The following is a 22,580-nucleotide window of genomic DNA, read 5'->3' on the forward strand; positions in this document are numbered from 1 at the left end:
ACCCCGCTCGACGGCTTCACCGAACCGTCCGGGCACTTCTCCGGAGGCGACGTCGTCCGGCACACCCCGCTCGACGGCTTCACCGAACCATCCGGACATTTCTCCGGCGGCGGCGTCGTCGCACACACCCCATTCGACGGCTTGTCCGAACCGTCCGGGCACTTCTCCGGCGGCTTCGTGGTCGGGCAGACCCCACTGGACGGCTTGTCCGAACCATCCGGACACTTCTCCGGCGGCTTGGTCGTCGGGCACGTCCCATCCGGCGGTTTCACCGAACCGTCCGAGCAATATTCGACCGGCTTCGTCGTCGGGCAGATCCCACTCGGCGGTTTCACCGAACCATCCGAGCAATATTCGATCGGCTTGGTCGTCGGGCACGTCCCGCCGGTGGGTTTCACCGAACCGTCTGGGCAGTACTCGACCGGCTTGGTCGTCGGGCACGTCCCTTCAGAAGGTTTCACTGATCCATCCGGGCAGTACTCGACCGGTTTCGTCGACGGACACGACCCTTCCGAAGGTTTCACCGAACCGTCCGGGCAGTACTCCACCGTCCCCCGGCATTTTCCGTTCGCGGTCTTCACCGAACCGTCCGGGCAGTACTCGACCGGCGCCGGGCACACCCCGCCGGCGGGCTTGGCCGAGCCATCGGAGCAGTACTCCTGCGGCTTCGGATTGGACTGGCTCGTCCCGTCATGGGTGCCGCCACCGTCCCCGCCAGAGTTGTAGGGGTTCGGTTGCACGGTGGACGGCTCGGCCGAATTCACCTCGCCCGGAGCCGATTCGACGGGGACGCGATCCAGGGCGGCAAGTTGCGCACCGGCCGGATTCACTGGGGCCAGGGTGTTTTCGGGGGCGGCCGCACCGATCCCCGCGGTGATCACGAGCGCGACAATGGCGGCAAGCAGGCCGAGGATTCGTACCGCACGGCCCGAATTCCGTACCGCACGTAGAAATTTCGCACGCCGGTGCTGCAGGCCGGCACGCGGACCGTTGAATGCAGGTGTGTCCATCCGGCGTAACCTCGCTGGTTAGATGGTACGGCCCTGCGCCCCCCGTCGCGCGCATGTTCCGTTGTCCGTATATCGCGGAGGCGACGCCGAGTGTTCACGGACCTAGGATTCATAGGACCACTTGGGACACCACCGTCGCCGCAGAGGAGAATGGCCGCCATGCATCGTGCCGCGCCGAAAAAAGACATCGATGAGGCCGCGCTGACCGTCACTCCGCCGAAAACCGAGGCCGCGGGCTTCAAAGCGGTCACGGTCGCCCTGGAGCGCGCGGTCGAGGAGATGGGCGTGATCCGCACGGCCCGCACGCTGACGCGGGTCAATCAGCGGCACGGATTCGATTGCCCGGGATGCGCCTGGCCGGAACCGACCGGTGCGCGTCGCCCCGCCGAATTCTGCGAGAACGGTGCGAAGGCCGTCGCCGAAGAGGCCACCCTGCGCACCGTCACCCCCGAATTCTTCGCACAGCACTCGATCGCCGAACTGGACGGCAAGTCCGGGTACTGGCTCGGCCAGCAGGGCCGCATCACCCAGCCGATGGTGCTGCGCCCCGGCGACACCCACTACTCCCCCATCGCCTGGGCGGACGCCTACCGGCTCATCGCCGATAATCTCCGCGACCTGGACTCCCCCGATGAGGCGGTCTTCTACACCTCCGGCCGCACCGCCAACGAGACGGCGTTCCTGTATCAGCTGCTGGTGCGCAGTTTCGGCACCAACAATCTGCCGGACTGCTCGAACATGAGCCACGAGTCCTCGGGCACCGCGCTGACCGGTTCGATCGGCATCGGCAAGGGGTCGGTCACCATCGACGACTTCAAAAAGGCCGATCTGATCATCGTGGCCGGGCAGAATCCGGGCACCAATCATCCGCGCATGCTGTCCGCGCTGGGTGAGGCGAAGGCGCACGGCGCCAAGGTGATTGCCGTCAACCCGCTGCCGGAGACCGGGCTGATCGGGTTCCGCGACCCGCAGACGATCAAGGGCTTCACCAGCGGTATCACCATTGCCGACGACTTCCTGCAGATCCGCCTCGGCGGCGATATGGCGCTGTTCCAGGGCCTGGGCAAACTGCTTTTCGAGGCCGAGGACCGCAGGCCGGGAACCGTGGTGGATCACGCCTTCGTGGACGGGCACACCGCCGGCTTCGCCGAATACGAGAAGCAGATGCGCACGGTCGATCTCGGCGTGGTCGAGGAGGCCACCGGACTGACCCGCGCGGATCTCGATCGCACCGCCGCACTGCTGGCCGAGTCCGAGGCCGTGATCATCTGCTGGGCAATGGGTTTGACGCAGCAGGTACACGGCGTGGCCACCATCGAGGAGGCCACCAATCTGCTGCTCATGCGCGGCATGATCGGCAAGCCCGGCGCGGGCGTCTGTCCGGTGCGCGGGCATTCGAATGTGCAGGGCGATCGCACCATGGGCATCTGGGAGAAGATGCCGGACGCCTTCCTCGACGCCTTGGACACCCAGTTCGGCATTACCAGTCCGCGCGAACACGGCTGGGACACAGTCAATTCCATTCGCGCCATGCGGGACGGCCGGGGCCGGGTCTTCTTCGGCATGGGCGGCAATTTCGTATCCGCCACCCCCGATACCGAGGTGACCGAGGCCGCGCTGCGCAATTGCGATCTCACCGTGCAGGTTTCGACGAAGCTCAATCGCAGTCATGTGGTGCACGGCCGGACGGCATTGATCCTGCCGACACTGGGCCGCACCGATGAAGATATGCAGGGCGGTGCGCGCCAGCAGGTTTCGGTCGAGGATTCGATGTCCATGGTGCACTTGTCGACCGGTCGCCTGAAGCCGGTCAGCACCGATCTGCGCAGCGAGGTCGCGATCGTGTGCGAGCTGGGGCAGGCGCTGTTCGGGCCGGAGCATTCGGTGCCGTGGGCGCAATTCCAGCGCGACTACGACAAGATCCGCGATGCCATCGCCGGTGTCGTCCCGGGCTGCACCGACTACAACGCGAAGGTGCGGGGCCGCAACGGCTTCCAGCTCCCGCATCCGCCGCGTGACTCCCGTGAATTCCGGACCGGCACCGGCAAGGCCAATTTCGCCGCCAACGATCTGCACTGGCTCCCGGTCCCCGAGGGCCGCCTGATCCTGCAGACGCTGCGCAGCCACGATCAGTACAACACCACCATCTACGGCCTGGACGACCGCTACCGCGGTATACACAACGGCCGCCGCGTGGTCCTGGTACATCCGGAGGACATTGCCGAATTCGGTTTCGCGGAAGACGAACTCGTCGACGTGATCTCCGAATGGACCGACGGCACCGAACGCCGGGTCGAAGGCTTCCGCCTGGTCGGATACGCCACACCCCGCGGCAATGCCGCCGCCTACTATCCGGAGACCAACCCGCTGGTCCCGCTGGATCATGTTGCGCTGCGGTCGAATACGCCCGTCTCCAAGGCGGTCACCATCCGCTTGGAGCGCCACACCCATAGGACGTCGTGAGCCGAGTAACCGCCCGCCGCCCCACCCTGCGCATCTCCCCCGCCGGAAATATCCAGCGACCCGACACCCTGGTGGTCGAGGAGCCGCTGGAGATCCGCACCGGCGGTAAATCCCTCACCGTCACCATGCGCACACCGGGCGCCGATATCGACCTCATCCACGGTTTCCTCTTCGCCGAGGGCATCATCGGCGAGCGCGAGGACATTGTCACCGCCCGCTATTGCGCGGGCACCGACGACAGCGGCCAGAACACCTACAACGTCCTCGACGTCCAATTGCGGCACCCCGTCCCGATCACCCCGCGCAGCTTCCTCACCAGCAGCTCCTGCGGCCTCTGCGGGAAGACCGCGCTCGATGAGGTCCGCACGCGCACCCGCTACCCGCTGCCCGCGAACGACATCTCGATCTCCCTCGACACCCTCGCCGCCCTGCCGGACGAACTCCGTTCCCGCCAGGCGCTTTTCGATGCCACCGGCGGCCTGCACGGTGCGGGTCTGTTCACCCTCGACGGCGACGCCCTGGTGGTGCGCGAGGATGTGGGCCGCCACAATGCCGTAGACAAGGTCATCGGCTGGGCCCTGCGCGAAAACCTGATCCCCGCACACGAACTGCTGCTGATGGTCAGCAGTCGCGCTTCCTTCGAACTCGTCCAGAAGGCGGTCATGGCCGGAATCCCGTTCCTGGGCGCGGTCTCCGCCCCCAGCTCACTGGCCGTGGACCTGGCCGCCGAGGCCGACCTCACCCTGGTCGGCTTCCTGCGCGGCGAAACCATGAACGCCTACACCGGCATCCACCGGCTGCAGGTCTGACCTGGCTGTAATCACCCGACAGCGAGCCTGTCACCGCCCGTAACAAGGGGCTGCGACCATGGCAATTCGTAGAGGTCGAGCGGTAGGAGTACGCCATGGACAGTTCCGATACCAGGGCGCTCCGGGCATCGGACACCAGGGCTTCCGGGTCCCGCTTCGGCCGGTTGATCGAACGGCACGACGAGGACGACTTCCCGTTCTACAACGGCGCACCCGTGGCGCTCTCGGTCCGGCAGTGGACCGTGGCGGTCATCGCGGTCGCGGCCGGGTACGCAGCGCTGGTCGCCATCCCGCAGCCGAACAATTTCGTCGCGCTGATTCCGCGCACGCTGTTCGTCGGCATTCCACTCGTGACGCTCGCGCTGATCACCCGGGACCATTGGCGCGCACTGCTCCGCGAGGTGCACAGCCGCGACGTTCGCACCATGTTCGGGTTCGCGCTGCTCAATATCGTGGTGAGTTTCGCGCTGGCCCTCATCGTCGGCACCCTGTTCGGCGTCGCCTCGAACGAGGCAATGGAGGACGCCGGTCACGGCACTGCGCTCGATACAGCCGCGTTCTATGTGGGCACCGGCATTCAGCTGGTCGGTGAAGAGGTCTTCACCATGGTTCCCTTCCTCGCGCTCATGTCCTTCTTCTTCGGCAGGGCGAAGCTGTCCCGCCGCACTGCGATCGTCCTGGCCTGGCTCATCAGCGCACTCTGGTTCGGCGCGGCCCATCTCCCCACCTACGACTGGAATTTCGCCCAGGCCTTCATCGTCATCGGCGGCGCCCGGCTGGTTCTCACCCTCGCCTATATCCGCACCAAGAATCTCTGGGTCTCCTCGGGCGCGCACATCATCAACGACTGGGCGCTCTTCACCCAGGCGGTGCTGGTGAACAGCGCCCTGATCGCCTGACGATCCAGTCCCGGAGAGTGAAGCTGACCGGTCCGATCCGCGCGTGCGACTGTTAGGCTCGCGCGGTAGAACACGTGTCAATTCATTTGGGAGATTCCATGGCAGCGCAGCCCCGTGATGTGGTCGAACAGTATGTGAAGTTGGTGGCCACCGGGCCCACCGACGACATCGTCAAGCTGTATGCGGCGGATGCGGTCGTGGAGGATCCCATCGGCAGCGAGCCCCGCCGCGGGCACGACGCCATTCGCGAGCTCTACGCGGCGCTCGAGCATGTGTCGGAGCGCCAGACCGAGATTCACACCCTGAAGGTCGCCGGAAAGCATGCGGCCGTATCGTTCACGCTCGTGACGAAGTTCGGGGACCAGCAGATGACGCTGTCGCCGATCGACATCATGGAATTCGACGACGAAGGCAAAATCGTTCTCATGCGGGCCTACTGGGGCCAGGACGATATGGCAGTGACGAAGCAGCCGTAGCATTTTTCGCCTATTGCCCCGTTCCGTCCGTCGAATTACGGTGACAGCACTTGACGATTCGACGGCGGGACGGGAGGGCCGGTGCGAATCTCTTTGCACGGCACGGGGGATGGAATCCGGGTACGCATGCGCCTGGAGGTGAACCGGCGACGGTGGCTGGCACTGCAGATCATGCTGGGTGTGCTGACGGCGCAGGCCTTCATCGTCGGCGCCTGGGCGGTGTGCGCGCCACACTCCTGGTACACCAGTTTTCCGGGCTTCGGAATGCAGTGGATCAGCATGGACGGTCCGTACAACCATCATCTCGCCTCGGACGTGGGTGCGTTCTTCCTCGCCGTCGGGGCCTTCACCGCGGCCGCGCTGTACTTCATGGACAGCCTGCTGGCCCGGGTGGCCGGGCTGGGCTGGCTGGTCTTCGGGGTGCCGCACCTGATCTATCACACCTTCCACCACCCCGAGGGCATGAGCGGTGTCAGCTACACGCTCAGCGTCGTCGCCGCCATCGCCCTGCCTGCGCTCGGGCTGGCCTGCATACTCGTCGCCCCGCGCGAACGCCGCCCGGTGCCCGAACTGGCACCGTTCACGCTGAGATTCCCACGTCGCGGCGGGTCTTCCCGCACGCGGCCGCCGCGATGAATTTCGCTGCCGCGCACCGTCGTAACAGGTGTAGTGCGGGCACCGATTTTCCAGTAAAGGGATAAAGGTTCAACGGCGAACCAGGGGGATCAATGAGGATCCCCGATCAGGGCGCGATCGAGAAATCGATCGTCACCGATCCACACCGGAAATAGCTCTACCGGACAACAGACCGATGGGTTGCTCGTTTACACCCGACCGATGAGTTCGCGCCGCCCGCTACGTCAGGACAGGTGAAGCGCTCGCATCAGGCGGGTGGACGACAGCACAGGAGATCATCATGGAACTCTCGGTCACCCAGTTCGTGACCCTCGACGGCGTGTACCAGGCGCCGGGCGGCCCGGAGGAAGATCCCAGCGGCGGTTTCACCCACGGCGGCTGGTCGGCGCCCTACGGCGACGACGCCTTCGGGGAGTTCATGGTCTCGGTCTTCGATCAGGTCGATGCCTTCCTACTCGGCCGGCGCACCTACGAGATCTTCGCTTCGTACTGGCCGCTGCACAATGACCCGGCCAATCCCATTGCCGCCAAGCTGAATTCGCTGCCCAAGTATGTGGCGACCAGCACGCTCGACCATGCCGACTGGTCGAGCACCGAACTGCTGCAGGGCGATCTCGCCAAAGAGGTCACCGAACTGAAGGCGCGCCCCGGCCGCGAATTGCAGGTGCACGGCAGCGGCAAGCTGGCGCAGTCGCTGCTCGCACTCGGCCTGGTGGACACCCTGAACCTGCTGACCTTCCCGGTCATTCTCGGCAGCGGTCTGCGCTTCTTCGTCGACGGCGCACAGCCGACCGGCCTCACACTCGCCGAAACCCACAGCACGTCCACCGGTGTCGTGATCAGCAGCTACCGCAAGGCGGGCGCGCCGACGTACGGTGACCTCGGGGCCGAGTGACGCAGGCCATAGCCGCCGGTGCGTCACGTCGGGTGGCGGTATCTCGTCCAAGGGGGTGACAGCACCCGCGCGGATCGAAGGAGACCACCATGGGCGCCACCCGACTCCCCGTCGTCAGCCCGAAGCAGGCCGGGCCACTGACACGAGTCATGTACTGGTATCTCGAGCGCCGCCTCGGTGAGGTGCCGGAGCCTTTCGCCGTTCTCGCCAATCACCCCGCGGTCTTCATGGCTTCGGCCGTGCACGAGGGTCTCGCCGAGAAGGCGTGCACGGTGCTGCCGGCGAACATCCGCGAGATCGCCGTCTACCGGGCGGCCCGGACCGTCGGCTGTTCCTGGTGCGTCGACTTCGGCACCATGCTCATGCGGCTCTCCGATCTGGATGTCGACAAGCTCCGCTACATCGACGACTACGAGTCCTCCCCCGCCTACAGCGCCGATGAACGCGCCGCCATCGCCTATGCCGAAGCCATGACCGCCACCCCGCTCACCGTCACCGACGAACAGGTCACCGACCTGAAGCGGCGCTTCGGCGTCAAGGGCGTCACGGAGCTGACCTATCAGATCGCGCTGGAGAACTCCCGAGCCCGCGCGTATCACGCCCTCGGCATTACCGATCAGGGCTTCAGCACGGATTCCTGCCGAGTCCCCTGGGCGCAGTAAACAGCCCCACCACAACGAAAACGGCCCCGCGAGAGAAACTCTCGCGGGGCCGTTCCGGTGAAAACTCTTACGCCGACTTTTCGCGGCGCTCCGGGGACTGACGCTTGCGCGGCACGATGGTCGGCAGCACATTGTCGTTCACGGTGGCCTCGCTGACAACAACCTTGGCGACATCGTCGCGGCTGGGGATGTCGTACATGACCGGGAGGAGGACCTCCTCCATGATGGCGCGCAGGCCACGAGCACCGGTGCCACGCAGAATCGCCTGGTCCGCAATGGCTTCCAGGGCGTCCTGGGTGAATTCCAGGTCCACGCCGTCCATTTCGAACAGGCGCACGTACTGCTTGACCAGTGCGTTCTTCGGCTCGGCCAGAATGCGGACGAGAGATTCCTTGTCCAGGTTGGTGACCGAGGCGACAATCGGGAGACGGCCGATGAATTCGGGGATGAGACCGAACTTGATCAGGTCTTCCGGCATGACGTCGACGAAGTGATCGGCGGTGTCGATCTCCGACTTGGAGCGGACCTCCGCGCCGAAACCGATGCCGCGCTTGCCGACTCGATCCTGCACGATCCGCTCCAGGCCCGCGAACGCACCGGCAACGATGAACAGCACGTTGGTGGTGTCGATCTGGATGAATTCCTGATGCGGATGCTTGCGACCGCCCTGCGGCGGCACCGAAGCCTGGGTACCTTCCAGAATCTTCAGCAGCGCCTGCTGTACGCCCTCACCGGAAACGTCACGGGTGATGGACGGGTTCTCCGACTTGCGGGCGATCTTGTCGACCTCGTCGATGTAGATGATGCCCGTCTCGGCGCGCTTCACATCGTAGTCAGCGGCCTGGATCAGCTTCAGCAGGATGTTCTCGACATCCTCACCGACATAACCGGCTTCGGTCAGCGCGGTGGCGTCGGCGATCGCGAACGGCACGTTCAACATCTTGGCGAGCGTCTGCGCCAGATAGGTCTTACCGCAGCCGGTCGGGCCGAGCATGAGGATATTGGACTTCATCAGCTCGATCGTCTCGCCGCGCGAGTCACGACCCTTGTCGCCGGCCTGAATTCGCTTGTAGTGGTTGTAAACCGCGACTGCGAGCGTTCTCTTGGCGGTGTCCTGCCCGATCACGTACTGCTCGAGGAAGTCGCGGATTTCCGCGGGCTTCGGCAGCTCATCGAGTTTGACCTCGCTGCTTTCGGCGAGCTCCTCCTCGATGATCTCGTTGCACAGATCGATGCACTCGTCGCAGATGTACACCCCTGGTCCCGCAATGAGCTTTTTGACCTGCTTCTGACTCTTCCCGCAGAAAGAGCACTTGAGCAGATCGCCGCCATCACCGATGCGCGCCATCTCCTGGGTCCCTACTTCCTTGTCCGCGTGCAACCGTCTGTCCTGGCTGCCGGCGAAGTGCCACCTATAAAGCGTAGCCGTCTCCCCATCGAAGCGGGGATACGGCGGTTCGGCTGAATCAAAAGCGGGCCGACAACCACGAGCCAAGGTCCCTAGAGTGACCGTACCTGTTTCTCGCGACCGAGGTCGACAACTTGAGCACGTTTCTCACCGGACATGTGCGTGGACTCACCCTTGCCCGGGTGGCGGGGACGCACCGGCCCCGCCACCCCCGCGCGTCACTTCTGGGCGCTGAGCTTGCGGTACGCGAAGACCGTGTCGACGATCCCGTAATCCTTCGCCTGTTCGGCGGTGAGGATCTTGTCGCGATCAGTGTCCTTGCGGATGGTCTCCGCGTCCTTGCCGGTGTGCAGCGCCAGCGTGGCTTCCATGAGCCGGCGCATGCGCTCGATCTCCGCGGCCTGGATCTCCAGGTCGGAAACCTGACCCTGGATACCGCCCGAGGTGGACGGCTGGTGGATCAGAATCCGAGCGTTCGGCAGCGCGGCCCGCTTGCCGGGGGCGCCGGCGGCGAGCAGCACGGCGGCCGCGGAGGCGGCCTGGCCGAGGCACACCGTGACGACGTCGGCGCGGACGTACTGCATGGTGTCGTAGATGGCCATCAGCGCGGTGAACGAACCACCGGGCGAATTGATGTACATGGTGATGTCACGGTCGGGGTCCTGTGACTCCAGCACCAGCAACTGCGCCATGATGTCGTTTGCCGAGGTGTCGTCGACCTGGGCGCCGAGGAAGATGATGCGCTCCTCGAACAGCTTGTTATACGGGTCGGACGTCTTGACGCCGTAGGTGGTCTGCTCGGTGAACTGGGGCAGGATGTAGCGCGACTGCGGCATCTGGGCACCGGCAGCGGCGAAGGTAATGCCCGCATCACGCGGATCGAATGACATATGCGTCTCCAAAGTCTGTGTGGTGGGCAGTGATCTAGCTGGCGCCGTTGGCCTGGCGCGCGTGCGTGACCACCTGGTCGATGAAGCCGTATTCGAGGGCTTCCGTCGGCGTGAACCAGCGGTCGCGGTCGGCGTCCTCGGTGACCTGCTCCACGGACTTGCCGGTGTGCAGCGCCTGCAGCTGATTGAGTTCCCGCTTGGTGTACGAGAACTGCTCGGCCTGAATGGCGATATCGGAGGCCGAACCACCGATACCGGCGGACGGCTGATGCATCATGATGCGCGAATGCGGCAGCGCGAAACGCTTGCCCTTCGCACCCGCGGCGAGCAGGAACTGGCCCATGGACGCGGCCAAACCCATACCGACGGTGCGGATATCGCATTCGGCGAACTGCATGGTGTCGTAGATGGCCATACCCGCGGTGACCGAACCACCCGGCGAGTTGATGTAGAGCGAAATATCCCGCTCCGGATCCTCGGCCGACAACAGCAGGATCTGCGCGCACAACTTGTTGGCGATGTCGTCATCGACCTGGCTGCCCAGGAAGATGATTCGCTCGCGCAGCAGACGCTCGTAGACCGAATCACTGAGGTTCAGACCAGCAGTCGCGGATGTCATCTGCACCCCTGCCTGATTATTTGTCACGGATACCTGCCCTCTCTCACCGGCTCGGTCCCTCCAAGCCCTACTGATCACTTAAGTTCCAGCGCTGACACAAACCCTAACGAAACAGGGCGGTACCGAACTCCCGGTACCGCCCTGCTTCGCTCACAGCGCAAAACTTACGTGGGCGCTGACGCGGCCCGCTCCTCGGGGGGACTCTCGGGGTTCACACCCTCGAATCCCCAGGTAGCGCGGGCCTTTCGATATTGTTACTTGGCCTCTGCCTCGGCGGCCTCGGTCGCGTCGGCGACCTCGGCCAGCTCCTCGGCGGAAACTTCCTCGGCTTCTTCGGCCGGGTTGCCGAACATTTCCGCGGTGTCCACGGCATTGCCGGCGGTGTCGGTGACGGTGGCCGCGACCACCACACCGGCGAGGGCCTTACCGCGGCGCACGTCGGCGAACACGGCGCCCAGCTGACCGGCCTGCTGGATCTGCTGGATGAACTGATCGGGCGACATGCCGTAGCGCTGCGCCTGGAAGATGATCCGCTCGTACAGCTCGTCCTGGCCGACCTGGGTGTTCTCCGCCTCGGCGACGGCATCCAGGAGCAGCTGGGTCTTGACCGACTTCTCGGCCGACTCCTTGGTGTCCTTGTCGAACTCCTCGCGGGAGGAGCCCTCGGCCTCGAGCGCCTCGGCCAGCTTGGCCTCGTCGTGGTCGAAGCCGTGCACGGCGTCGTGGACCACGGCGTCGATCTCGGCCTGGACGACCTTCTCCGGCAGCGGGATCTCGACGGTCTCCAGCAGGGTCTCGAGGACCTTGTCGCGGATGGCGCCGGCCTGCTCGACCTTCTTGGAACGCTCGACGCGGGTCTTCAGGTCTTCCTTGAGCTCGTCGATGGTGTCGAATTCGCTTGCCAGCTGGGCGAACTCATCGTCCGCCTCGGGCAGCTCGCGCTCCTTGACCGACTGCACGGTGACGGTGATGATCGCATCCTGGCCCGCGTGCTCACCGGCGACCAGCTTCGAGGTGAAGTCCTTCGCCTCGGTGGCCTTGAGGCCGATCAGGGTCTCGTCGAGGCCCTCGATGAGCTGGCCGGAACCGACCTCGTGCGACAGACCGGTGGTGGAGGCCTCTTCGACCTCGACGCCGTCGACGGTGGCCGACAGGTCGATGGAGACGAAGTCGCCGTCCTGGATCTCGCGCTCGACGGCGTTCAGGGTGCCGAAGCGCTGGCGCAGCGAGCTGAGCTGCTCCTCGATGTCCTCGTCCTTGACCTCGATCGGATCGACGGTGACGGCGATGGTCGAGAAGTCGGGGAGAGTGATCTCGGGGCGCACATCCACCTCGGCGGTGAAGGTGAGCTCGTCGCCGTCTTCGATCTTGGTGATCTCGATCTCGGGCTGGCCGATGACCTTGACCTCGGTGGCGATGACAGCGTCGCTGTAGCGCTTCGGAAGCACGTCGTTGACGACCTGCTCCAGGACCGCGCCACGGCCGACACGCGCTTCGATGAGCTTGGCAGGGGCCTTACCCGGACGGAAGCCTGGGATCTTGATCTGCCCTGCGAGCGCCTTGTATGCCTTGTCGAAGTCCGGCTTCAGCTCCTCGAAGGGCACCTCGACGTTGATCCGGACCCGGGTCGGGCTCAGCTGCTCGACGGTGCTCTTCACGGACATGCTCCTTGCATTCGTATTAGTGGTCTGATGTTCGGTCCCCCCGATCGCATCCCGACCAGGTTAGTTGACCGGTGCCGAAGGCGGGTAACCGGTCAGGGCAGACGCCACCCCGGCAACTGGTCCGGAGCCCAGCAGCCCTGGTACAGCGGTCGCGCCCTAGCTAACCGACCTTGACCGCATCGGTGACGAACACCAGGGTCTCGTTCGGCTTGATGCCGTGGCCGCCCGCGCCGTAGCCGAGGTTCGGCGGCACGATGAGCAGTCGGCGGGCGCCCTGCTGGACGCCGATCAGGCCCTGATCCCAGCCCTTGATGACCTCGCCGGCGCCGAGATTGAGCGGGAACGTCTCACCCCGGTCGAAGGAGCTGTCCAGCTTCTTCTTGTCCGACCAGGTGATCAGGGTGTAGTTCATGGTCAGCTGCTGGCCGGCCTGCGCACCCGGACCGCTGCCCGCGACCAGATCCTTGACGATAAGCCTCTTGGGCGGATCGCAGTCGGTCGGAATGGTGATCTTGGGGGCGGTGCCGAACCCGCCGTCGACCTTGACGTCGTCGGCGGTGCACTCGCGCCCGGTGCTCTGCGCGGCCGTGCTCGCCTGCGAGGCGGAATTGGCGGCGGTCGTCGTCGAATCCGCCTTGGTGTCGTCGCTACTGCCGCAGCCCGCCATCAACAGCACCGCGGCCGCGACCGCGCCGATCGATCCGACCTTGCCCAACACGCGCATTCCCGCTCCTCGCCACATTCTTCGATAGGGGCCCGGACCGCCGCAAAGACTTGCGGCACCGCGCCGAAACTACACGGTCGGTACATTTCGCCGCGCCGAGGGCACGGACCAGCTCGTGATCGGGCTGCCGGTCGGAGCGGGCGACCGAGACGCTAATTGGTTTGCCGGGGTCGTGGGCATACGGGAGCATCCGAGCATGCTGTTGACGATTTCTTGTACGCGACCCGAGGGCGCTGCCTGGCCGGCCTCCGATCTGGGCTATCTGCTGCACAAGAATCCTTCGCGCATACAGACTTTCGAGCAGTCCTACGGTGTCGCGCATGTGCTGTATCCGGAGGCCACCGAGGAGCGGTGCACGGCGGCCTTGCTGCTGGAGATCGATCCGGTACGGCTGGTGCGTGGGAAGTCGAAGGGCGCACCGGAATTCAGTCTTGCGCAGTATGTGAACGATCGGCCCTATGCGGCGTCTTCGCTGGTGTCGGTCGCCATCGCCACTATCTTCGGTTCGGCGCTGCACGGGCGGTGTGTGCAGCGGCCGGAGTTGGTCGAGACCGCGCTGCCGCTGCGGATCGAGCTGCCCGCGGTGCCGTGCCGGGGCGGGGCGGAGGATGCCGAGCGTGTGTTCGCGCCCTTGGGCTGGACGGTGGCTGCCACTCCCCTGCCACTGGATCCGGCGTTCCCGGAATGGGGCGACTCGCACTATCTGCGGCTCGAACTCAGCGGCACGCTGCGGCTGGCCGATGCTCTGGCCCACCTTTACGTGCTGCTGCCGGTGCTCGACGGGAGCAAGCACTATTTCCTCGATACCGCTGAGATCGACAAACTGCTGCGCTTCGGCGAAGGGTGGCTGGCGGCGCATCCCGAGCGCACCTGGATCACCCGGCGCTATCTGGCCCGACGCCATTCCCTGGTGCACGCCGCGCTCGCCCGGCTCGCCGAACTCGACGACCGCGAGCCGGAGGAGCTCGGCGCGGTCGAGGAGAACAGTGATGAACTCGCTGCCGAACTGGCTTCGGCCACTGCCGAATTCGCCACCGGCGGTCCTTCGCGAACTGCGAGCGACGAGGACGCGGTAGCCGGGAACGCCGGGAGTGCGGCCGGTGTGGATCCCGGCCAAAAGCATGCCGGGATGACGGGGGATGCGGTCGCGGTGACGGGGGATGGGGTTGGGAGCGTGGCACGGGCGAGTGACGTCGATGGGGAATCTGCGGGTGATCGGGGGCCGTCGCTGGCGGTGCTGCGGCGGGGTGCGGTGATCGGGGCGTTGCGTGAGGTCGGGGCCGGTCGGGTGCTGGATCTCGGGTGTGGGGAGGGAGCATTGTTGCGGGAGTTGGTGGCGGACAGCAATTTCGGTGAGATCGTGGGGGTGGATGTGTCTATTCGGGCATTGCGGATTGCGCAGCGGCGGTTGCGGCGGTTGCCGGAGCGGCAAGCGCAGCGGGTGAGCCTGCGGCAGGGGGCGCTGACGTATGCGGACGCGTCGCTGCGGGGGTATGACGCGGCGGTGCTCATGGAGGTGATCGAGCATGTGGATCCGCCGAGGCTGGGTGCGCTGGAACACACGGTGTTCGGGGCGGCGGCGCCGCGGGCGGTGATCGTGACTACACCGAACAGTGAGTACAACGCGTTGTACGAGACCTTGGCGGCGGGCATGTTCCGGCACTCGGATCACCGATTCGAGTGGAGCCGTGCGGAATTTGCGGAGTGGGCCGGTCGGGTCGGCGAAACGTACGGCTACGGCGTGCGATTCGAGCCGGTCGGTCCCGAGGATCCGGAACTGGGCGCCTCCACTCAGCTGGCCGTGTTCACCAAGACCACCGACGAAATGGGGGCCGCGTAATGGCGGAGCTGTCTGTCCCGGTGTTGTCGCTGGTCGTCTTGATCGGCAGCACCGGGTCCGGGAAATCGACTTTCGCGCACAAGCACTTTCCGTCGACCGCGATCCTGTCCTCGGATGCCTATCGCGGCATTGTCAGCGATGACGAGACCGATCAGTCCGCGACGGCCGACGCCTTCGCACTGCTGCACCATGTGGCCGGAGTGCGATTGCGGCGCGGGCTGCGCACGGTGGTGGATGCCACCAATGTGCAGCCGAGGGCACGGCAGCAGCTGATCGAATTGGCGCGGGCGCACGATGTGCTGCCGGTGGCCATTGTGCTGGACGTGCCGGATCAGATCTGCGTGGAACGCAATGCGGGACGGCCGGATCGGGCGGATCTGGGCCCGCACGTGGTGGCTCGGCACAGCCGGGACCTGCGGCGCAGCCTGAAATTCCTGGAGCGCGAAGGCTTCCGGAAGGTGCATGTGCTGCGCGGGGTCGCGGAGATCGAGGCGGCGACCATCGCCGATGAGCGGCTGTGGAACGACAAGCGCGAGCTCACCGGGCCGTTCGATGTGATCGGCGATGTGCACGGCTGCCGCAGCGAATTGGAAACGCTGCTGGGCGAACTCGGCTACGTACTCCGGCGCGACGAAGCCGGGCAGGCCGTCGGCGCGAGCCACCCGGAGGGCCGGACCGCCGTATTCGTCGGCGACCTGGTGGATCGCGGCCCGGACACGCCGGGCGTGCTGCGCCTCGTGATGGGCATGGTCGGTTCCGGAAATGCGCTGTGCGTCACCGGAAATCACGAGTTCAAACTGGTGCGCGCACTGGACGGGCGCAAGGTGAAGGTCGCGCACGGCCTGGCCGAATCGATGGCGCAGCTGGGGGCCGAGAGTGAGGAGTTCCGCAAGACCGCACAGGAGTTCATGCGCGGACTGGTCAGCCACTATGTGCTGGACGGCGGCAAGCTGGTCGTCGCGCACGCCGGGCTGAAGCAGGAGTATCACGGCCGCAGCTCCGGGCGGGTCCGCGAATTCGCCATGTACGGCGAATCCACCGGGGAGACGGACGAATACGGGCTGCCGGTGCGCTACCCGTGGGCCAATGACTACCGCGGTCAGGCGCTGGTCCTGTACGGGCACACGCCCATGACCAATCTGGTGTGGGTGAACAACACCCTCTGCTTGGACACCGGCGTGGTCTTCGGCGGGCAGCTCACCGCGCTGCGCTATCCGGAGCGGGAGCCGGTCGCCGTTGCGGCGCAGCAGGTCTGGTACGAGCCGACCCGCCCGCTGCAGCCCGCCACCCTGGTGCCGGGCACCGGCGTGGTGCACCGCGATCCGGGAGTGCTGGACCTCGACGATGTGATCGGCCGCCGCGTGGTGGAGACCCGGCACCTCGGCCGGGTCAGCGTGCAGGAGGATGCGGCCGCCGCAGCGTTGGAGGTGATGAGCCGGTTCGCCGTGGACCCGCGCTGGCTGGTGTATCTGCCGCCGACCATGTCACCCTGTGCCACTTCGACTTTGGAGGGCCTGCTGGAGCATCCGGCGCAGGCCTTCGAGTACTACCGCTCCGAGGGTGTCGAGACCGTGGTGTGCGAGGAGAAGCACATGGGTTCGCGCGCCGTCGTGCTGGTGGCGCGCTCGACGACGGCCGCGCGGGATCGCTTCGGCGTGGACGACGGCAGTACGGGCGCGGTGTACACCCGCACCGGGCGGCCCTTCTTCGACAACGCGGCGCAGACCGAAGCACTCCTCGACGGGGTGCGTACCGCGGCCGAAAAGGCCGGGCTGTTCGAGGAACTCGATACCGAGTGGCTGGCGCTCGATACCGAATTGCTGCCGTGGTCGGCCAAGGCGCTGGGCCTGCTGCGCAATCAGTACGCGGCGGTCGGGGCGGCGGCCCGCGCTGCACTGGGCGCGGCCGCGCAGATGCTGGCAGCCGTCAGCGAAAGAGGTTTGGACGTAGCCGATCTGGCCGAGCGCACCCTGGCGCGCGAGGCCGACGCGGAGGCATTCACCACGGCGTACGGCCGCTACTGCTGGCCGGTGGACGGACTCGACGGCGTCCGCTTGGCGCCGTTCCAGATCCTCGCCGGTCAGGGCACGAATTACGCGGTGCGCGACCACAACTGGCACCTGGAGCGAATCGACCGGCTGGTCGCCGCCGATCCCGGCCTGTTCACGCCGACTCGGCGGATGCTCGTCGACCTTGCCGACGCCGACGGTGAAGCCGCGGCGACAAACTGGTGGAGCGAACTCACCGCGGCGGGCGGCGAGGGCATGGTGGTCAAGCCGGTCGGCTCGCTGGTCACCGGAACCGGCACCCGCAGTGGCCGTCCGGTGCAGCCGGGCGTGAAATGTCGTGGCCCGGAATACCTCCGGATCATCTACGGGCCGGAGTATCTGCGCCCGGAGAACCTGCGCCGGCTGCGCCAGCGCGGCCTCGGCGGGAAACGCTCACTGGCACTGCGGGAATACGCGCTGGGCCTGGAGTCGCTCGATCGCCTGGCGGCCGGGGAGCCGCTGTGGCGCGTGCACGAGGCGGTGTTCGCGGTGCTTGCGCTGGAGACCGAGCCGATCGATCCACGGCTGTAAAGATCCACGGCTGCAATGCCGAAAGCGTCGGTGCGGGCCGGAACATCCGGCACCGGCCCGCACCGCCCCTCATTACCCGGTCAGCTTCGGAACGGTCAGGTCGTACAGAATGACCCCGTCCACGGTGGTGGCCGTGTAATGGTCCTTTACCCAGCCGGTGATCTTCGAACCCTCGGAGACCTGTCGCTGTGGGGGACCATGCCGCTCTTCGGTCGCGATGTAGTAGTGGATCCGGCTCTCGGCGACATCCTGCTGGAACTTCTCCAGCGTCGGCGCGGGATCCCCACCGCTGAATCCGCCCACCGCCATGATCGGGAAGTCGGCGGCCAGCTGATAGGTGGCCGCATCGCTGGCGCCGATGGTGGCGGCCGCCCAGGTGTAGGCGCTGCCATTGCTCTCGAGCAGGGCCAGCACTTTATCGGTGGGTGGAGTGGTGAATGGGAAACCCCGCGCAGGGTCCTTGGCTTCCGGCGCATCCGCATCCGGCTCGTCATCGCCGCCCATATTTCCGAAGTTCGGGAAGACCGGGTCGGGATGCGGACCGCCCCGCACGATCCCGCCGGTGTGCGGCAGGCGCAGGGTCTCCACCGCATAGGCGGCCGGGGCTGCCAGTCCGGCGAACAGGGCTGCCAGCAAGGTCGCCACCGTCAGCGTGCGACCGGTCCGGACGAGCAGTCCGAGTACGGCGAGCACCGCGACGCCGACGATCACCCAGCGCAGCCAGGGCACGAAATCCGTGGTGCGCGAGAGCAGCACCCAGGCTGTCAGCGCGGTGAGCGCCATGCTCAGCGCCAGCGCGCCGCGCACCCAGCCGCGGCCGCGTTCCTGCCACAGCACCACGCTGCCGATGCCCACCACAGCCGCGAGTGCCGGAGCCAATGCCACCGTGTAGTACTCGTGGAAGGTTCCGCTCATGAGGCTGAAGACCAGCCCGGTCACCACGCCCCAGCCGCCGAACAGCAGTAGCGCGGCCCGTTTGCGATCGGTCCGAGAGGCCCTGCCGCACAAGAGGATCGCCCCGGCCAGCAGCACCAGCGCGGCCGGAATCAGCCACGCGATCTGGCCGCCCACCGTGTGGTTGAAGAGCCGCTGCAGACCGGCCTGCCCGCCGAACGGGTTGAACTTGCCCTTCATATCCGGATTGCCGCCGAAACTCCGGTTATTGCTGAGCCGGTCCAGGCCGTTGTATCCAAGGGTCAGCTCGATGATCGAATTGTGCTGGGAACCACCGAAATACGGCCGATCATCGGCTGGCCAGAGCTGGGCGACCAGCACCCACCAGCCGGCACCGGCGACCATGGCGGCACCGGCCGCGAACAGCTGCACGATGCGCTTGCCCAGCTTCGGCGGCCCGGCGAACAGGTAGGTCGCCGCGAGCGCGGGCAGCACCAGCATCACCTGCAATTGCTTTGCCAGGAAACCGAATCCGACAAGCAGCCCGCACAGCAGCAGCCAGCGCCAGCGGCCGTCCTCGACCGCCCGCAGCATGGCCCACACCGCGGCGATCATCAGGAAGACCAGGAAGGCATCCGGGTTGTTGTACCGGAACATCAGTGCCGCAACGGGAGTCAGCGCCAGCACCAGGCCGGCCAGCAGTCCCGCCGACGCACCGAAGTATCGCCGCACGATCGCCCACAACAGCGCCACCGATGCCACACCGAGCAGCACCTGCGGGAGCAGCATGCTGAAGCTGCTGAAACCGAACAGGCGGGCCGACAGCTCCATCGGCCAGAAGGACGCGGGCGTCTTGTCGACGGTAATGGCATTGGCCCAGTCCGAGGAACCGAAGAAGAACGCCTTCCACGATCTGGCCCCGGACTGCACGGCGGCGGCATAGAACGAATTGGCCCAGCCGCTGGCGGTCAGATTCCACAGGTACGCGGCGGCGGTGCCGACCAGCAGCACCGCGAGCCCCGCGTACTCACGGGTCGCCCGCCCCGCGATCGGCCGTGGATCGCCGGGTTGCGCATCCGGCGACGTAATCGCTGTATCGATCATGCAGGCCAACCTCCAAGACGGCACCACTCGCGGCGCTGCGATTGCACTGGGAGATAGCTGTGAGCGGGATCGCGTACTGGGAGAACACCGCTCGAAGCCGGGGAACCGCAGCTCAAGACAGGGCGGCGAGTTCGCCGAGGCGATCGAGGAACGGGCGCTGGCCCTTGCCGAGCTTCTCGTGCGCGATATCGAGGGGGAACCAGGCGGCGCGGTCGATCTCCGGGAACTCCTGCATCCGACCCGAGCGCGGCGGCCATTCCATCTCGAAGTTTCCGGGCACCACCAGCGCCGGATCGAGGTCGCCCTCGACCGCCCACACGGTGACCTGTTTGCGGCCGCGACCGCTGCCGTATTCGACCTCACCGATCGGGAGCCACTCCCCGTCGGGGACCGGGAGCCCCAGCTCCTCGGTGAATTCGCGGCGGGCGGCGTCCTGCGGCTGCTCCTCGGCGGGATCGAATTCCCCCTTGGGGATGGACCAGGCGGACGCGTCCTTGTGCGCCCAGAGCGGTCCGCCCATATGTCCGATCAGTACCTCGAGGGCCGGGGTGCGGCGGAAGAGCAGGACTCCCGCGCTGTACCTGAGCGTCATGTGCGCAGTCTGCCTCGTTCGCTACCCATGCGCGCATTCGGGGCGCTACAGTTGGCGACGCTTCAGCAGACCCGGGTAGACGATAATTTCTCGATCACTTCCGGATAATTTTCGCTGCGTCTTCCCTGGCCCAAAAGTGATCGGCCCCTGTGACTTCCACTAAGCTTCGCTGGTTGGACATAACCACCCCTGATGATGGATTGGATTCTGCATGGAGTTCCGCAGCGCCACCGCGGCAGCCTCCCTCCTGATCGGTGCACTGACCGTGGCCGCCGGGTCGGCGCAGGCCGAGCCCGCCGCTACCCCGCCACATATCGCCTACTCGGCGAAGATGGTGGATAAAGCGGTCATCACGACTCTCAGAGGCGGCACCTTCGAGCTCTCCAAGGCTCTCGGCACCGAACTGGCGTCCGGCGGCAACAACCGGCTGGCCGAGAAAGACGGCATCGCCGTCGATCGTGACGGCAAACCCGTCGACCCGGCCACCGTGGTGAATGTGGTCGATGTGAAGGACGGCCAGGGCGGCGTACTGCTCACCCTGCCGCTCGATTTCCACATCGGTGACATCAGCCTCCCGGTCAAACCGGAGATCCAGAAGGACGGCACCGTCCTCGCGCTGACCCCGGACAAGCCGGCCGGCCTGAACATCAGCCAGCCGGTCGCGGTGAAGCCCATTGCTTCAGCGGACGAGAACTCGCGCGCGCTCAGCGACTTCAGCTCCCAGTTCGGCCTGGCGACCACCATCGGCACCTTCGTGGGCACCGCCGTCGGCGCCACCATCGGCTGCCTGGTCACCCTGGTCGCGGGCTGCGTCCCCGGCCTCACCACCGGTGCCGCCGTGGGCGGCATCATCGGCAGCATTACCGTCGGTGGCCCGACCCTGATCGCCAATGGCATCAGCCTGCTGACCACGATGCAGGCCGCCGACGGCACCACCAAGTGGGCCGACCCCAAGACGACAACTCCGGCCGCCCCGCCGGCTCCCGCCGCCCAGCCCGCCGCTGCGCCGGACCCGGCCCAGCCGGCCGACCAGCCCAAGTAAGCAGAACCCGTTCGCGGGCACCACTATTCACGGGCAGTGTCCAGCACAACGAGTGTGCATCCGAGGTGTAATCGCCAAGGATGCACACTCGTAGCTCGTTTGCGGGTGCCCGCGAAGTGCTGCGGGCGTAGCGATCACGGCAGCGGGACTCGCCAGAGCAGCGCGGTGCCGCGATCGTCCAGGCCGGGGGCCAGTTCGAGGGTGCCGCGCAGGGCGGCGGCACGTTCGGCGATATTGCGCAGGCCGCCACGCCGGGGTGCGCAGCCGAGGCCGATACCGTTGTCCGCCACCGCTACTCGCAGTTCATCGGTGTCCGCGGTGACGGTGACATCGATTCGGGTGGCGTCCGCGTGACGCACCACGTTCGAGAGCGATTCGCGTAGTACGGCGAGGGCTTGATGGCCGGTCGACTCGGGGACGGCATCGATCGGCCCGGCCTGGCGCAGGGTCGGCGTAAAGCCGAGGTGACGGGCGGCAGAACCCACCAAATCCGTTATCTCACTGCGTAATCCACCGGAGACCTCGGCGGGCGACTGGATCGAGAAGATGGTGGCCCGAATGTCCTGAATGGTGTCGTCGAGCGCAGCCACCACGCGTTCGAGACGATCCACGACATCGGGTCCGGGCTGCAGGCGAAGTGCGCCCTGGGCGGTGAGCCCGGCGGCATAGATGCGCTGGATGACCGAATCGTGTAGATCGCGGGCAATGCGGTCGCGATCCTCCATCACCGCGATTTTGATCGAATCCTCCTGGCGGCGTACGGCATCCTGCTGCACCTGCTCGTACATGCGCGCATTGGTGATCTTCACGGCGGCGACCACGGCCAGCGCCTCGATAATGCGCTCGTCCTCGGCGGTGAACACGCCGCCGCGCTTATCGGCGAGGTACAGATCGCCGAGCACGCGGCCCCGAATGCGTACGGGCACACCGAGAAAGCTGGTCATGAGCGGATGTCCGGCCGGCCAGCCCTCGTAGGCCGGATGCTCGGTCAGATCGTCCAGCCGCACCGGATGATCGCTCGCGAGCACCGCCCCGAGCACGCCCCTGCCCTGTGGCCAGTGGCCCAGGCGCCGCACCGTCTCCGCATCCATACCGACTTGGACGAACTCGACCAGCCGGAGGTCGTCGTCATCGCCCAGCAAACCCAGTGCGCCGTATTCGGCGTCGACGAGCCGGGTGGCCGCTGTCACCAATCGCCGCAGTACACCGGCCACATCCAGATCCGAGACCACGCTGTAGATGGCCTCGACCAGATCGTGCAATCGCTCCTGCGGCGCGGAGAGCTCGCGCAGTTCCTCCGGAACGGCACCCAACGGATCGGTCGGCATACCGAAAGGCTACCCACCGGCAATCTCGGGACATTTGTCTCTGCCG

The 22,580-nt window shown here is 66.3% G+C and carries 19 protein-coding genes and 1 pseudogene; 12 read left to right on the forward strand and 8 right to left on the reverse strand.

From position 1 onward, the window contains the following. The 9 genes and pseudogenes from JWN03_RS21175 to JWN03_RS21215 form a co-directional block, all read left to right on the forward strand. Positions 1-726 (forward strand): annotated as a pseudogene (locus JWN03_RS21175) (hypothetical protein); the annotation flags it as partial. An 8-nt stretch (positions 727-734) separates the two neighbouring features. Continuing rightward, on the forward strand, positions 735-950 hold the full coding sequence (locus JWN03_RS21180; RefSeq protein WP_297617660.1) for a hypothetical protein: 216 nt from the start codon (positions 735-737) through the stop codon (positions 948-950). Positions 951-1,169: 219 nt separating this feature from the next. Continuing rightward, complete coding sequence (locus JWN03_RS21185; protein ID WP_297617663.1) at positions 1,170-3,473, forward strand: FdhF/YdeP family oxidoreductase; 2,304 nt, start codon at positions 1,170-1,172, stop codon at positions 3,471-3,473. Next, a complete protein-coding gene (gene fdhD, locus JWN03_RS21190) occupies positions 3,470-4,282 on the forward strand; it encodes a formate dehydrogenase accessory sulfurtransferase FdhD (RefSeq protein WP_297617666.1) in 813 nt (270 codons plus the stop codon). Before JWN03_RS21185 ends, fdhD begins: the two co-directional genes overlap by 4 nt. A gap of 95 nt (positions 4,283-4,377) precedes the next feature. Beyond that, positions 4,378-5,181, forward strand: a complete 804-nt coding sequence (locus JWN03_RS21195; protein WP_297617669.1) for a CPBP family intramembrane glutamic endopeptidase — start codon at positions 4,378-4,380, stop codon at positions 5,179-5,181. A gap of 98 nt (positions 5,182-5,279) precedes the next feature. Further along, positions 5,280-5,657, forward strand: coding sequence for a nuclear transport factor 2 family protein (locus tag JWN03_RS21200; protein ID WP_297617672.1), 378 nt, complete (start codon positions 5,280-5,282; stop codon positions 5,655-5,657). Between the two features lie 81 nt (positions 5,658-5,738). Continuing rightward, positions 5,739-6,293, forward strand: a complete 555-nt coding sequence (locus tag JWN03_RS21205; RefSeq protein ID WP_297617675.1) for a hypothetical protein — start codon at positions 5,739-5,741, stop codon at positions 6,291-6,293. A gap of 280 nt (positions 6,294-6,573) precedes the next feature. Next, positions 6,574-7,188, forward strand: a complete 615-nt coding sequence (locus JWN03_RS21210) for a dihydrofolate reductase family protein (RefSeq protein WP_297617678.1) — start codon at positions 6,574-6,576, stop codon at positions 7,186-7,188. Between the two features lie 89 nt (positions 7,189-7,277). Next, positions 7,278-7,850, forward strand: a complete 573-nt coding sequence (locus JWN03_RS21215) for a carboxymuconolactone decarboxylase family protein (RefSeq protein ID WP_297617680.1) — start codon at positions 7,278-7,280, stop codon at positions 7,848-7,850. A 67-nt stretch (positions 7,851-7,917) separates the two neighbouring features. On the opposite strand, the gene clpX is transcribed toward JWN03_RS21215, so the two are convergent. The 5 genes from clpX to JWN03_RS21240 form a co-directional block, all read right to left on the reverse strand. Continuing rightward, entirely contained in the window at positions 7,918-9,198 is a 1,281-nt protein-coding gene (clpX, locus tag JWN03_RS21220) for an ATP-dependent Clp protease ATP-binding subunit ClpX (RefSeq protein ID WP_297617731.1), read from the reverse strand. A 278-nt stretch (positions 9,199-9,476) separates the two neighbouring features. After that, positions 9,477-10,094 carry an ATP-dependent Clp protease proteolytic subunit gene (locus tag JWN03_RS21225; RefSeq protein WP_441343035.1) on the reverse strand — a complete coding sequence of 206 codons (618 nt, stop codon included), beginning with the start codon at positions 10,092-10,094 and terminating at the stop codon, positions 9,477-9,479. 88 nt (positions 10,095-10,182) lie between these two features. Then, positions 10,183-10,767, reverse strand: coding sequence for an ATP-dependent Clp protease proteolytic subunit (locus tag JWN03_RS21230; protein WP_297617686.1), 585 nt, complete (start codon positions 10,765-10,767; stop codon positions 10,183-10,185). Positions 10,768-11,021: 254 nt separating this feature from the next. Then, positions 11,022-12,425: a trigger factor gene (gene tig / locus JWN03_RS21235; protein WP_297617689.1), complete on the reverse strand. Its 1,404-nt coding sequence runs from the start codon at positions 12,423-12,425 to the stop codon at positions 11,022-11,024. 166 nt (positions 12,426-12,591) lie between these two features. Next, a complete protein-coding gene (locus JWN03_RS21240; RefSeq protein ID WP_297617692.1) occupies positions 12,592-13,155 on the reverse strand; it encodes an FKBP-type peptidyl-prolyl cis-trans isomerase in 564 nt (187 codons plus the stop codon). Positions 13,156-13,351: 196 nt separating this feature from the next. On the opposite strand from JWN03_RS21240, the gene JWN03_RS21245 reads away from it, so the two are divergent. Beyond that, positions 13,352-14,995, forward strand: a complete 1,644-nt coding sequence (locus tag JWN03_RS21245; protein WP_297617694.1) for a 3' terminal RNA ribose 2'-O-methyltransferase Hen1 — start codon at positions 13,352-13,354, stop codon at positions 14,993-14,995. Continuing rightward, positions 14,995-17,574, forward strand: a complete 2,580-nt coding sequence (locus JWN03_RS21250) for a polynucleotide kinase-phosphatase (protein WP_297617697.1) — start codon at positions 14,995-14,997, stop codon at positions 17,572-17,574. The genes JWN03_RS21245 and JWN03_RS21250 overlap by 1 nt, the downstream gene beginning before the upstream one ends. A 72-nt stretch (positions 17,575-17,646) precedes the next feature. Here JWN03_RS21250 and JWN03_RS21255 read toward each other — a convergent pair whose 3' ends face one another. Together JWN03_RS21255 and JWN03_RS21260 are read right to left on the reverse strand one after the other, a co-directional pair. Continuing rightward, positions 17,647-19,572, reverse strand: coding sequence for a glycosyltransferase family 39 protein (locus JWN03_RS21255; RefSeq protein WP_297617702.1), 1,926 nt, complete (start codon positions 19,570-19,572; stop codon positions 17,647-17,649). A 112-nt stretch (positions 19,573-19,684) separates the two neighbouring features. Then, complete coding sequence (locus tag JWN03_RS21260) at positions 19,685-20,164, reverse strand: NUDIX domain-containing protein (RefSeq protein ID WP_297617705.1); 480 nt, start codon at positions 20,162-20,164, stop codon at positions 19,685-19,687. Positions 20,165-20,375: 211 nt separating this feature from the next. On the opposite strand from JWN03_RS21260, the gene JWN03_RS21265 reads away from it, so the two are divergent. Then, positions 20,376-21,206: a hypothetical protein gene (locus tag JWN03_RS21265; RefSeq protein ID WP_297617708.1), complete on the forward strand. Its 831-nt coding sequence runs from the start codon at positions 20,376-20,378 to the stop codon at positions 21,204-21,206. A gap of 134 nt (positions 21,207-21,340) precedes the next feature. On the opposite strand, the gene JWN03_RS21270 is transcribed toward JWN03_RS21265, so the two are convergent. Beyond that, positions 21,341-22,534 (reverse strand): GAF domain-containing sensor histidine kinase, encoded by a 1,194-nt coding sequence (locus tag JWN03_RS21270; RefSeq protein ID WP_297617711.1) that lies wholly within the window; start codon positions 22,532-22,534, stop codon positions 21,341-21,343. Between the last annotated feature and the right edge of the window lie 46 nt (positions 22,535-22,580).

The sequence above is a fragment of the Nocardia sp. genome (assembly GCF_025465275.1).
Classification (GTDB): Bacteria; Actinomycetota; Actinomycetes; order Mycobacteriales; family Mycobacteriaceae; genus Nocardia.